The following is an 11,494-nucleotide window of genomic DNA, read 5'->3' on the forward strand; positions in this document are numbered from 1 at the left end:
TGCGGGAAGAGCAGGTAGTCCTGGAAGACGACACCCACCGGGCGCGACTCCGGCGGCGTACGGCGCAGGTCCACGCCGTCCAGCCGCAGGTGCCCGGCGGCCAGCGGGGCGAGGCCCGCGAGGGCGCGCAGGGCGGTGGTCTTGCCGGCCCCGTTCGGGCCCAGCAGGGCGACGACGTCACCGGGCGCGGCGGTCAGCGCGACGTCCAGGCGGAAGGAGCCGCGGTCGACGACCAGGTGCGCGTCCAGGCCCTCGGCGGCGTCGGGCACGGTCCCGGGATGCTTCGGCATGGGGTCAGAGGGTCCTCGTCCAGCGGTCGCGCAGCCCGGCCAGTACGGCGATGGACACCGCCAGCAGGACCAGGCTGAGGGCGATGGCGGCGGCCGGGTCGTTCTGCAGGGCGAGGTAGACCGCGAGCGGCATGGTCTGGGTGCGGCCGGGGAAGTTGCCGGCGAAGGTGATCGTCGCGCCGAACTCCCCGAGGGCCCGCGCCCAGGCCAGTACGGCACCGGCCGCGATGCCGGGAGCGATCAGCGGCAGCGTGACCCGGCGGAACGCGGTGAAGCGGGAGGCGCCCAGGGTGGTGGCCGCCTCCTCGTAGCGCGGGTCGGCGGCCCGCAGCGTGCCCTCGACGCTGATGACGAGGAACGGCATCGCCACGAACGTCTCGGCGAGGACGACGCCCGTGGTGGTGAAGGGCAGGGTGACGCCGAACCACGCGTCCAGCCACTGGCCGACGACGCCGTTGCGGCCCAGCGCGAGCAGCAGGGCGACACCGCCCACCACCGGGGGCAGCACCAGCGGGAGCGTCACCAGGGCGCGGACCAGACCCCGGCCGGGGAAGTCCGTACGGGCCAGCAGCCAGGCCAGTGGGACGCCGACGACCAGGCTCAGCGCGGTCGCCGTCGTGGCGCACAGCAGCGACAGGCGCAGCGCCTCCCACACCTCGGGGCTGGTCAGCTGCTCGGGGAGGTCCCGCCAGGGGGCGCGGAGGAGGAGGGCGAGGAGGGGCACCAGAAGGAACGCCAGGCCCAGGAGGGCGGGCGCGAGGAGGGCGAGGGGGACACCGCGGCCGGGGGCGCGGGGGCGTGCCTTCCGGGGGGCTTCCCGACCGGTGGTCATGGCTTCAGGAACCCCGCCTCAGCCAGGACCTTCCGGCCCTCCGCGGACTTCACCAGCGCCACGAACGCCTTCGCCGCCGACGGATTGGGCGCGTTCTCGAGCCGGGCGATCGGATAGTCGTTGACGGCCTCGGCGGACTCCGGGAATTCCACGCCCTCCACCTTGTCACCGGCCGCCCTCACATCCGTGCGGTACACGAGGGCGGCGTCGGCCTCCTTCAGCCGGACCTTCGTCAGGGCGCTCCTGACGTCCCGCTCGTACGAGACCGGCTCCAGCTCGACGCCGCCGGCGCTGAGGGCGGTCCGCGCGGCGGCTCCGCAGGGCACCGTCTCGTCGCACAGCACGACCTTGAGGCCGGAGGCGGTCAGGTCATCGAGGGAGCCGATCGCGTGCGGGTTGCCCGGCGCGGTGGCGATCTCCAGCCGGTTGCGGACGAACGTGCTCGGGCTGCCCGCCGTGAGCCCCTCGTCCGTGACGAGCTTCATCGTCTCCGTGCCGGCCGCCGCGAAGACGTCGGCCGGGGCACCGCTGCCGATGCCGGCGGCCAGGCTGTCGCTGCCGCCGAAGTTGAAGGTGACCTCGGTCCCCGGGTGCTCCTTCTCGAACCGCTCGCCCAGCGTCGTGAAGCTTTCCTTCAGCGAGGCGGCCGCGAAGACGGTGACCGTGCCGGTGACGCCCTGCCCGCCGGACTCCGCGGACGCCGACGAGTGCGAGCCGGACGCGGAACAGGCGCTCAGCACCAGTACGGCGGCGGCTGTCCCGGCACCGGCGATCCGACGGGTCCAAGGCGAACGGGGCATGTCGGAGCACTCCCTCTGTGGGCCGGCGGAAGAGCCCGCAACGCCCTCCCGATACGCCGATCATACTGGCGCATCTGCAAGGTGTTCATTCCCTGTCTCATGGCATGAGCGAGGAAAAGTGTCCAGAGGGTACGCATGTGCGTCCACGTGGGTGGGCTGTCGCCGTCAGGTGCGGTCGATATGGACGTTCGTCGACTTCACGCGGGCCGTGGCCTCCACGCCGACCTCCAGCCCCAGTTCCTCGACGGCCTCCCGGGTGAGCAGCGAGACGAGGCGGTGCGGACCGGCCTGGATCTCGACCTGGGCGGCGACGTCGCCGAGCTTGATCGCGGTGACGATGCCGGGGAAGGCGTTGCGGGCGGAGGTGTACGGAGTGCCCTCCTCGACGGCGCCGGCCCTGGCGAGTTCGACGGAGAACGCCGCCAGGTCCCGCCCGTCGACGAGCCGGCGTCCGCCGTCGTCGCGGTGGGTGGTGATACGTCCCGCGTCCGCCCAGCGGCGGGCGGTGTCCGGGCTCACGCCGAGCAGCCTCGCTGCCTGGCCGATCGTGTAGGACTGCATGCCGGTCACGATAGGTGGTGCCGGAAGTGCCTCAGCCCCGCTCGGCGGGAGCGGCCGTGCTCGCCCGGACGACGAGGTCCGTGCCCAGTTCCACACGGGGGGAGTCCGGCTGTTCGCCACGGGTGAGACGGAGCACCGTACGGACGGCGAGTTTGCCCATGTCGGCCAGGGGCTGGCGGACGGTGGTCAGCGGCGGCGCCGACCAGCGGACCTCCGGAAGGTCGTCGAAGCCGACCACGCTCATGTCCTCCGGGGCCCTGAGCCCCCGGCCGCGCAGCGCCTCGACCGCCCCCAGCGCCATCTGGTCGCTGGCCGCGAACACCGCGGTCGGCGGTTCCGGCAGGTCCAGCAGGGCGTTGCAGCCCGCGAAGCCGGCCTCCGGGCGGAAGTCACCGGGGACGATCAGCGATGCGTCGAGCGCGATGCCGGAGCCCTCGAGCGCCGCCCGGTAGCCGTCGAGCCGCGCGCGTGCGCAGAGCAGGCGCGACGGCCCGGCGATCATCCCGATCCTGCGGTGTCCCAGGGCCAGCAGGTGTTCGGTCGCGGCCATGCCGCCCGACCAGTTGGCGGCGCCGATGGTCGGTACGTCCGCGGCGGGGGAGCCGGCCGGGTCCACGACCACCAGCGGGACGCCCAGGCTCTGCAGCTCCTCGTGCAGTGTGTTCATCGCGGAGGTCACGAGGATGACGCCGTCGGACGCGCGCGCCCGCAGATTGCGCGTCCACTCCCGGGCGTCGCCGGAACGCCCGTGGATCGCCGACACCACCGTGCCCGCCCCGGCCGCGTGGGCGGCCTCCTCGACACCGCGGATGATCTCCACCGCCCAAGGGCTGCCGAGGTCGTTGAAGACCAGGTCGAGCAGGACCGGACGCGAGGCGGAGGCGTTGGGGCGCTTGCGGTAGCCGTGACGGCGCAGCAGGTCCTCGACCCGGGCGCGGGTCCCCGGGGAGACGTCGGAACGGCCGTTGACCACGCGGGAGACGGTCGGCACGGAGACGCCGGCCTGCCGGGCGATCTCCGTGATCGTGACTCTGCCCCCGGCCTCGGCCCCATGTGCTGCCACTTGTCCCACCTCCGTGACGAAACCCGCGAAACTTCCAGGAGTCTTCCGGAAAGCGGGTGTCCGTGGGAAGGCGTCGCGGGGCTGACTCTTGCCGGAGGGGCCGGCCGGTCACCCCTCCCACGTGCCGGATCACGGTGGGTGATCGACCCCGGACACGCGTCGGGGCCGGCGCGCAGGAGGTCCTGCGTCCGGCCCCTCGTCGCCCCGGGCGGGCCCCGTTCCGCCCGGTCGTGCTCAGGCGGTGGTCAGGCTGGCGCCCCGGGGGCGCCGCGGGGCGATGATCCTGCCGTCGGGCAGGAGTTCACCGGTGTCCTCGAAGAACACGACACCGTTGCACAGCAGGCTCCAGCCCTGCTCCGGGTGGTGCGCCACGAGACGGGCGGATTCCCGGTCGGCGGAGTCTGCTGAGGGGCACGGTGGCTGGTGCTGGCACATGGGTGGGATCTCTCGCTCTGTGGTGACCTGTGAGTCGGCTGTCGTTTCAGTTCCGCGGCGTGAAGCTTCGTTCATGGCCGCCCCCCGTTGTGATAAGTCGGTCGGAAACCAGTGTTGCCCCATGGGCGGGGATCCGCAGGCATTTCGCGGCACCGCTCCTCACAGCTTGAGGACGCGTCACCCGTGCGGACGGTTCATCCCAACTGCACTGTCACTTCGGGTGGTTCGCCGTGGTCGGATGGGGCTAGTCCTTCCGGAAGACGCGTGTGCCCCGCCGCGTCGGGGGTCCGGGCGGCGGGGCACACGGTGAGCTCTCAGGCGGGCGAGCCGAGCAGGCGGGTCGGTGCCACCCGGTGCGTCAGGACCGGGAGCAGGTCGGTGAACCGGTGCGGGCGGTGGGCCGCGATGCCGGGCGGCGCCGGGGCGAGCGGGACGAGCAGATCGGTGGCGGCCGGGTGCCCGGTGGCGCCGTCCGCGGTGGGATCGCCGTGCAGCCAGAGCGCCAGCATGTAGAGGCTCGGCACCGACAGCAGCCGGGGCTGGTACGGCTGTGTCATGGCCTCGGCCTGGCGCAGCGCGAGTTCGGTGGAGGTGATGTAGGGGCCCTCGAAGAAGCGGGAGAACGTCCAGCCGTCGGCGGTGAGCACGGTGTCCGCGGCGGCCACCGCGCGGTCACCGGTGCGGATCAGGAAACGCCAGCCGGCCAGCCGGGTCGAGGTCCCGTCGTCGGGGGTGGTCCGGTCCAGGACGTGCACGGGAAGGGGCAGCTCGGGTGAGGCGGGTCCCTGGGTGACGAGCAGGGAGGGAGTTCGGGCTTCGCGGACCGCGGTCGGCGAGGAGAGCGCGGTCAGGACGGAACGCAGTGCGGGCGCGGGAGCCGGGGGAACGTGCAGCGGCATGGTGGGTCGCCTCTCATTCGAAGGCACAGTGGCGCGAGGGCGGGGCGTGGCGGGGCGGACGGCGCTGTCAGCTCGCGAAGGTCAGAGAGGCAGGGGCCGGGGGCTGAGCCCGGGAGGCGGGGGTGAGGAGTGCCGCACGCCACCTCCCGGCTGGATCGCTCGAGCCGTGGGCGCCAACCTTCTGCCTTGTGCGCGAAGTTTATACGACATGTGTTCAGACTGTGTTTCGCCTAGCTGTTTTCAACCGGCGGAACAAGGGTACTTCTGGCCGGTGAAATGTGAAAATCATCCCGATTCCAGGCCGGGTGCACGCCGATGACCTCGGAAAATGGCCGCGAAGCGGTCGGCCAATTCTCGTCGGCGTTTTTCACGAGTTCGCAACCGACCCGCAAGTCGTCTTCTGCGCCATGCCTCGTGAATGTGCCACTGGTCACCTCGACCAGACTAGCGGTCGACGGTTCCGTCCGGGGCGTTATCGATCGCATCGACGGGGCATCCTCCCCTGTGGACCGGGACCCCGGCGGCCGCTCTTCGGCCCGCCCGTGCGAGGAAGGACCCTTCGATGGGGGAGAAGGTCGTGGCAGGTCAGTTCGACCTGTCCGATCGCCAGCGCTACCGCGAGAAGCTCCGCAGCTGTCTGACGGGCTTGGAGCGACTGCTGGCGGAGAAGCGTTTCGACCGCCCCAAGAACCTCATGGGGCTGGAGATCGAATTGAATCTCGCGGGCGCCGACGGCATGCCGAGAATGTTGAATGCGCAAGTCCTCGAACGGATCGCCAGCAGGGACTTCCAGACGGAACTCGCCATGTTCAATCTGGAAGTGAACATCGCCCCCCACCGATTGGGCGGGCGGGTATTCGACCGGCTCGACGAGGAACTGCGCACTTCGCTCACGTACGCCGACCGGAAGGCCGGTGAGGTGGACGCGGGGATCGTGATGATCGGCATCCTGCCGACACTGGACCGGGACGACCTGGTCTCCTCGAACCTTTCCGACGTCGACCGCTACGCATTGCTCAACGAACAGATCGTGGCCGCGCGCGGCGAGGAGTTCACCCTCGACATCGACGGCGTCGAACGCCTCAGCTGCACCTCCAAGTCCATCGCCCCCGAGGCCGCCTGCACCTCGGTGCAACTGCACCTCCAGGTCACCCCGGAGCGCTTCGCCGGCGTGTGGAACGCTGCCCAGGCCGTCGCCGCCGCCCAGATCGCCGTCGGCGCCAACTCGCCCTTCCTCTTCGGCCGCGAACTGTGGCGCGAGTCCCGGCCCCCGCTGTTCCAGCAGTCCACCGACACCCGCCCGCCCGAGCTCCAGGCCCAGGGTGTGCGGCCGCGCACCTGGTTCGGGGAGCGCTGGGTGACCTCGGCGTTCGACCTGTTCGAGGAGAACCTGCGCTACTACCCGGCCCTGCTGCCCCTCTGCGACGACGAGGACCCGCTCGAGGTGCTGGACCGGGGCGGCGTCCCCAGCCTCGCCGAACTCGTCCTGCACAACGGCACCGTCTACCGCTGGAACCGCCCCGTCTACGGCATCGCCGACGGCGTGCCCCACCTGCGCGTGGAGAACCGCGTGCTGCCCGCCGGCCCCACGGTCACCGACGTCATCGCCAACGCGGCCTTCTACTACGGCGTGGTCCGCGCCCTGGCCGAGGACAGCCGGCCGGTGTGGACCCGGCTGCCGTTCGAGGCGGCGGCCGCCAACTTCGACGCCGCCTGCAAGCACGGCATCGACGCCCGCCTCACCTGGCCCCGGCGCGGCCGCCTCGGCGGGCTGGGCGAGGTGGACGCGGTCACCCTCGTACGGGACGAACTGCTGCCGCTCGCGGAGGCCGGGCTGGACGCGTGGGGGATCGAGCCCGCCGACCGGGATCTGTACCTCGGGGTGATCGAGGAGCGGTGCCGGCGAAGGGTGAACGGCGCGACCTGGCAGGCCGCGACCTTCCACCGGGCCCTCGACCTGGGCCTCGGCCGGGAGGCCGCCCTGGCCGCCACCACCCGCCGCTACCGCGAGCTGATGGAGCAGGGCGATCCGGTGCACAGCTGGCCGGTGGGGCTGCCGGAACGGGTGCCCGCGGGCTGACGCCGTCACCGGCCCCCCGGCCGGGCGCACAGCTGCTGCCCTCATACTGATCGGACCGATCGGTGATGTGGAGGCAGGTGTGCAGGCGGAGGCGGGCCCGGCGGCCGATTCGTACCCTGAGCGGAGGCCCTCGCGGACGACGCTCCGCGACGAGACGCTTCTCGTGCTCGCGCTGTCGCTCGGCGCGAGCGGAGTGTCGGCCCTGATCAGCTTCGTCGGCTCGGTCACCGAACCGGGCGGCCTGAAGGACCAGGCGGCCACCCTCAACGCGTCGGCCGCGCCGGGCCGCCCCTGGCTGGACCTCGCCTGGCAGCTCTTCGGGATCACCACGGCGCTCGTACCGGTCGCGCTGGTGGCGCACTTCCTGCTGCGCGAGGGCGCGGGGCTGCGCACCCTCGGCTTCGACCGCACCCGGCCCTGGTCCGACCTCGGCCGCGGAGCGGCGGTCGCGGCGGTCATCGGCAGCAGCGGCATCGCCTTCTACCTGGCCGCGCGCGGCCTCGGCTTCAACCTCACCGTGGTGCCGGAGGCGCTGCCCGAGGTGTGGTGGAAGTACCCCGTGCTGATCCTGTCCGCGATGCAGAACTCGATCCTCGAAGAGGTCATCGTCGTCGGCTACCTGCTGCGCCGGCTGGACCAGCTGGGCTGGTCCCCGGGCGCCTCGCTGGCGGCCAGTTCGGTGCTGCGCGGCTCGTACCACCTCTACCAGGGCATCGGCGGCTTCATCGGGAACATGGTGATGGGCGTGGTGTTCGTGTACCTCTACCGGCGCTGGGGGCGCGTCGGGCCGCTGGTGGTCGCGCACACGCTGCTCGACATCGGGGCGTTCGTGGGATACGCCCTGTTGGCCGGCAAGGTGGACTGGCTGCCGACGGCGTGAGGCGGCGGCGAAGGGGCGTACGGCGCGGCCGTACGCCCCTTCGCCGTACCGGGTTCAGACCAGCAGGTCGCCCTCGATGACCGTCACGGCCCGCCCGCCCAGCAGGGTGCGCCCGCCGCGTACCTCGGTGCGGACGCGGCCGGAGCGCGGTGAGGCCTGGAGGCCGGTGAGGACGGGGCGGCCGAGGCGCTCGGACCAGTACGGAGCCAGGGCGGTGTGCGCGCTGCCGGTGACCGGGTCCTCGTCGATGCCGACGTTCGGGAAGAAGCAGCGGGAGACGAAGTCGTAGCCGAGGGCGGGGTTCTCGGCGCGGGCGGTGGCGATGACGCCGCGCTCGGAGTGGGCGGCCAGGGCCTTGAGGTCGGGCCGCAGGGCGTGGACGGTCCGCTCGTCGGCGACCTCGACGAGCAGGTCCCCGATGTTCGGGCCGGTGTCGAACGCCGTGAGCGGCCGGGCGCCCAGGGCCTCGGCGACACCCTCGGGAACGTCGACCGCGGTGAGCGGGGCGGTGGGGAAGTCCAGGGTGACGGCGCCGTCCTCGCCGGGCGTGGCGATGAGGACGCCGCTGCGGGTGGCGAACCGCACCGGGCCCCGGTGCGCGCCGGTGGTGTGCAGGACGTGCGCGGTGGCCAGCGTCGCGTGGCCGCACATCGCGACCTCGGTGGCGGGGGTGAACCAGCGCAGCGCCCAGTCGGCCTCGCCGCCCGCGGGGAGCGGGTGGGCGAAGGCCGTCTCCGCGTGGTTGACCTCCAGGGCGACGTTCTGCAGCCAGGGGTCGTCCGGGAAGGCGTCCAGGAGCAGCACCCCGGCGGGGTTGCCGGCGAAGGGCCGGTCGGTGAAGGCGTCGACGATTCGAATCCGCATGGCCTGACGGTAGGGGCTCCGCGAAGCCGCGGGCCAAGGCCAATTCGAGGGTGCCGGCCCGGTCGCCGCGGCCGCCGCCCGGTCGGCGGGGTTGTCGGACGAACAATTCCGATATATCGTTGAAGCATCGCGACAGATCGACGACAGAATGGAGTGGTTGCGATGCGCACCCATGGTCACGAGCACGGACACGGTCACGGCGGCCCGCGCGGCGGCCGTGGCGACTTCGACCGGCTGCGGGCGGCCTTCGGGCCCTTCGGCCCGGGGGGCCCGGGTGGTCCCGGTGGTCCCTTCGGCCCGGGTTTCGGGCACGGCGGCCCCTGGGGCGGGCGAGGGCGCGGCGGACCGAGGGGAAGGGCGCGGCGCGGTGACGTACGGGCCTCGATCCTGGCCCTGCTGAAGGACCGTCCGATGCACGGCTACGAGATGATCCAGGAGATCGCCGAGCGCAGCGGCGGGGCGTGGAAGCCCAGCCCCGGCTCGGTGTACCCCACCCTCCAGCTGCTGGAGGACGAGGGGCTGATCGCCAGCGAGTCCGAGGGCGGCAAGAAGCTGTTCTCGCTGACCGACGCCGGCCGCCCGGCGGCCGAGGAAGGTCCCGAGGCTCCCTGGGAGGAGGCCTCGCGCGGGGTCGACTGGGAGGCGCTGAGCGAGATCCGGCAGGCCGGCTTCGGCCTGATGGAGGCCTTCGGGCAGGTCTGGAAGACGGGCAGCAAGGAGCAGCGGGAGAAGGCTCTCGCCGTCATCAACGAGACCCGCAAGAAGCTGTACCTGATCCTCGCCGACGAGGACTGACGGGGCGGTGAGGGCCATCGAGGGGCGTGACGCAAACCGGCGCGCGCCCCTCGGGCGGAAACGCCCTGATGTCCTTCGCAAGGAGGAGATCCCGGACCGGGGCGTCCGCTTTCCGTCGGACGCCAAGATGCTTCCTGCCGGGGATGCCCCGGGCCCGCGTGGCTGATGAGGTGGGGGACGTGCACCCCCGTATCCCCCGGCAGCAGGCCCAGGAGCTCCAGGAGCAGGGCATCCACCGCGCGGAGAACGATGCCAGGCTCGGCGCCGAGCTGGCAGCGGTGGTGTCCGGTGCCCGGCGCAGAGCGGTCCGGGACGGGGACCGGCAGATCGACACCGCCCATCTGCTGCACTCGCTCCTGGAGTCCGACGCCGACGTGAGGGCCGTCTTCGGTGAGGGCCCGCGGATCGCCCGGCTGCTCGGCTACCTGGTCCAGCGCAGCATCGGCTACGGGCTGCGCTGGCAGGGCTCCGTCGAGGACTCCGGAAGCGTCCCCGTGGTGACCGAGGGCGCCGGCCTCTCACCGCTCGCCGCGGGCTGCATGGAGTACGCCCACGAGCGCGCCGCCCGTCACGGCCGCGGCCCGGCGTGCGGTACGGACCTGCTCGCGGCGATCGTCGTGGACCCCCGGGCGCGCGCCGTCGAGGTGCTCGAACGCGCCGGGATCGACCCCCGTGAACTGTTCGCCCTGCTTGAGGCACCGTCCGGTCGGTGAGACAGGTGCCATGAGGGGTGACGCTCCTGTCGGAGCCTGTCATCATGTGCCGGTGCCTACCTCTGTCATGACCCCGAGCGACCACCGGAAGGGCGTCGGACTCGGCCTCGCGCTGCTGTCCGCGCTGGCCTTCGGGGGTTCCGGTGTGGCGGCCAAGCCGCTGATCGAGGCGGGTCTCGACCCGCTCCACGTCGTGTGGCTGCGGGTGGCGGGCGCGGCGCTCGTCATGCTGCCGCTGGCGGTGCGCCACCGGGGACTCCTGCGCAGCAGGCCCGGACTGCTCGCCGGGTTCGGCCTGTTCGCCGTGGCCGGCGTCCAGGCCTGCTACTTCGCCGCGATCTCCCGCATCCCCGTCGGGGTCGCCCTGCTGGTCGAGTACCTGGCGCCCGCGCTCGTGCTCGGCTGGGTGCGGTTCGTGCAGCGGCGGCCGGTGACCCGTGCCGCCGCGGTCGGCGTGGTCCTGGCGGTGGGCGGGCTCGCCTGTGTCGTGGAGGTGTGGTCGGGCCTCGGCTTCGACGCGCTCGGTCTGCTGCTCGCGCTCGGCGCGGCCTGCTGCCAGGTCGGCTACTTCGTCCTGTCCGACCAGGGCGGCGACGGCGACGAGGCACCCGACCCGCTCGGTGTGATCGCCTACGGGCTGCTGATCGGTGCCGCCGTCCTGACCGTCGTCGCCCGCCCCTGGTCCATGGAGTGGTCCGTGCTCACCGGCAGCGCGGAGATGGACGGCACTCCGGTCGCCGCCTTCGTCCTGCTGGCCTGGATCGTCCTCGTCGCCACGGTGGTCGCGTACGTCACCGGGGTGGTGTCGGTGCGCCGGCTCTCCCCGCAGGTCGCCGGTGTCGTGGCCTGTCTGGAGGCGGTCATCGCCACCGTCCTCGCCTGGGTCCTGCTCGGCGAGCATCTGTCGGCACCGCAGATCGCGGGCGGCGCGGTGGTCCTGGCGGGTGCTTTCATCGCCCAGTCCTCGGCCCCCGCGAAGGGCTCCGGGGAACCCGTGGCGAGCGGCGGTCCCGAAAGGGAGTTGTCCACGCCGGGAACGACCGCCTAGGGTGCTGATCATGCATGCGCGCGCACGTGTTCTTCCGCCTCCGGCCGCCTGACGCGGGCCCTCCGGTACATCCGCCCGGCTGGTCGCCGGGCGTGACGGTGCTGCCCGCGCACGAAGTCCGCCGATCCCGCCGACCCGGCCCCGAGCAGGGCTGATCCGGGATCCCTTCCCGAACTTCCGCGCCCACGCCGACGCGCGTGGTGCGTGCATCCGCGGAGAGAACACGTGTCGAAC

At 72.5% G+C, this 11,494-nt stretch carries 13 protein-coding genes; 5 read left to right on the forward strand and 8 right to left on the reverse strand.

All coding sequences use genetic code 11. The features are described from left to right. From B7767_RS08035 to B7767_RS08065, 7 genes are all read right to left on the reverse strand, one after another. The coding region (locus tag B7767_RS08035; protein WP_143652278.1) for an ATP-binding cassette domain-containing protein at positions 1-290 on the reverse strand (290 nt) is incomplete at its 3' end. Between the two features lie 4 nt (positions 291-294). Then, on the reverse strand, positions 295-1,122 hold the full coding sequence (modB, locus tag B7767_RS08040; protein ID WP_085571557.1) for a molybdate ABC transporter permease subunit: 828 nt from the start codon (positions 1,120-1,122) through the stop codon (positions 295-297). Continuing rightward, positions 1,119-1,922, reverse strand: coding sequence for a molybdate ABC transporter substrate-binding protein (gene modA / locus B7767_RS08045; RefSeq protein ID WP_085571558.1), 804 nt, complete (start codon positions 1,920-1,922; stop codon positions 1,119-1,121). The genes modB and modA overlap by 4 nt, the downstream gene beginning before the upstream one ends. 165 nt (positions 1,923-2,087) lie before the next feature. Continuing rightward, positions 2,088-2,483, reverse strand: coding sequence for a molybdopterin-binding protein (locus tag B7767_RS08050; RefSeq protein ID WP_085571568.1), 396 nt, complete (start codon positions 2,481-2,483; stop codon positions 2,088-2,090). A gap of 31 nt (positions 2,484-2,514) precedes the next feature. Beyond that, positions 2,515-3,546, reverse strand: a complete 1,032-nt coding sequence (locus tag B7767_RS08055) for a LacI family DNA-binding transcriptional regulator (protein ID WP_085571559.1) — start codon at positions 3,544-3,546, stop codon at positions 2,515-2,517. Between the two features lie 234 nt (positions 3,547-3,780). Then, entirely contained in the window at positions 3,781-3,981 is a 201-nt protein-coding gene (locus B7767_RS08060; RefSeq protein WP_085571560.1) for a DUF5999 family protein, read from the reverse strand. Between the two features lie 314 nt (positions 3,982-4,295). After that, complete coding sequence (locus B7767_RS08065) at positions 4,296-4,880, reverse strand: hypothetical protein (RefSeq protein ID WP_085571561.1); 585 nt, start codon at positions 4,878-4,880, stop codon at positions 4,296-4,298. Between the two features lie 562 nt (positions 4,881-5,442). On the opposite strand from B7767_RS08065, the gene B7767_RS08070 reads away from it, so the two are divergent. Both B7767_RS08070 and B7767_RS08075 read left to right on the forward strand, forming a co-directional pair. Beyond that, positions 5,443-6,960, forward strand: a complete 1,518-nt coding sequence (locus B7767_RS08070; RefSeq protein WP_085571562.1) for a glutamate-cysteine ligase family protein — start codon at positions 5,443-5,445, stop codon at positions 6,958-6,960. Positions 6,961-7,039: 79 nt separating this feature from the next. Further along, a complete protein-coding gene (locus tag B7767_RS08075) occupies positions 7,040-7,840 on the forward strand; it encodes a CPBP family intramembrane glutamic endopeptidase (RefSeq protein WP_085571563.1) in 801 nt (266 codons plus the stop codon). Between the two features lie 54 nt (positions 7,841-7,894). Here the strand turns inward: B7767_RS08075 and B7767_RS08080 are convergent, their stop codons facing one another. Then, the gene (locus tag B7767_RS08080) at positions 7,895-8,704 is read right to left on the reverse strand and encodes a PhzF family phenazine biosynthesis protein (protein ID WP_085571564.1); all 810 of its coding nucleotides are present in this window, start codon (positions 8,702-8,704) and stop codon (positions 7,895-7,897) included. Positions 8,705-8,866: 162 nt separating this feature from the next. Between B7767_RS08080 and B7767_RS08085 the strand changes: the two genes are divergently transcribed. The 3 genes from B7767_RS08085 to B7767_RS08095 all read left to right on the forward strand — a co-directional run bounded on the left by B7767_RS08085 (position 8,867) and on the right by B7767_RS08095 (position 11,260). Next, positions 8,867-9,499 carry a PadR family transcriptional regulator gene (locus tag B7767_RS08085; protein WP_085571565.1) on the forward strand — a complete coding sequence of 211 codons (633 nt, stop codon included), beginning with the start codon at positions 8,867-8,869 and terminating at the stop codon, positions 9,497-9,499. Between the two features lie 179 nt (positions 9,500-9,678). Further along, positions 9,679-10,212 (forward strand): Clp protease N-terminal domain-containing protein, encoded by a 534-nt coding sequence (locus tag B7767_RS08090; RefSeq protein WP_085571566.1) that lies wholly within the window; start codon positions 9,679-9,681, stop codon positions 10,210-10,212. A gap of 67 nt (positions 10,213-10,279) precedes the next feature. Further along, the gene (locus B7767_RS08095) at positions 10,280-11,260 is read left to right on the forward strand and encodes a DMT family transporter (RefSeq protein WP_107485896.1); all 981 of its coding nucleotides are present in this window, start codon (positions 10,280-10,282) and stop codon (positions 11,258-11,260) included. Positions 11,261-11,494: the final 234 nt, after the last annotated feature.

The organism is Streptomyces sp. 13-12-16 (genome assembly GCF_002114215.1).
Taxonomy (GTDB): Bacteria; Actinomycetota; Actinomycetes; order Streptomycetales; family Streptomycetaceae; genus Streptomyces.

Coding starts and splice junctions, on each gene's coding strand:
- B7767_RS08095 (WP_107485896.1), top strand. CDS start 10,280: ATGACCCCGAGCGACCACCGGAAGGGCGTCGGACTCGGCCTCGCGCTG.
- modA (WP_085571558.1), bottom strand. CDS start 1,922: ATGCCCCGTTCGCCTTGGACCCGTCGGATCGCCGGTGCCGGGACAGCC.
- B7767_RS08060 (WP_085571560.1), bottom strand. CDS start 3,981: ATGTGCCAGCACCAGCCACCGTGCCCCTCAGCAGACTCCGCCGACCGG.
- B7767_RS08085 (WP_085571565.1), top strand. CDS start 8,867: ATGCGCACCCATGGTCACGAGCACGGACACGGTCACGGCGGCCCGCGC.
- modB (WP_085571557.1), bottom strand. CDS start 1,122: ATGACCACCGGTCGGGAAGCCCCCCGGAAGGCACGCCCCCGCGCCCCC.
- B7767_RS08080 (WP_085571564.1), bottom strand. CDS start 8,704: ATGCGGATTCGAATCGTCGACGCCTTCACCGACCGGCCCTTCGCCGGC.
- B7767_RS08065 (WP_085571561.1), bottom strand. CDS start 4,880: ATGCCGCTGCACGTTCCCCCGGCTCCCGCGCCCGCACTGCGTTCCGTC.
- B7767_RS08050 (WP_085571568.1), bottom strand. CDS start 2,483: ATGCAGTCCTACACGATCGGCCAGGCAGCGAGGCTGCTCGGCGTGAGC.
- B7767_RS08070 (WP_085571562.1), top strand. CDS start 5,443: ATGGGGGAGAAGGTCGTGGCAGGTCAGTTCGACCTGTCCGATCGCCAG.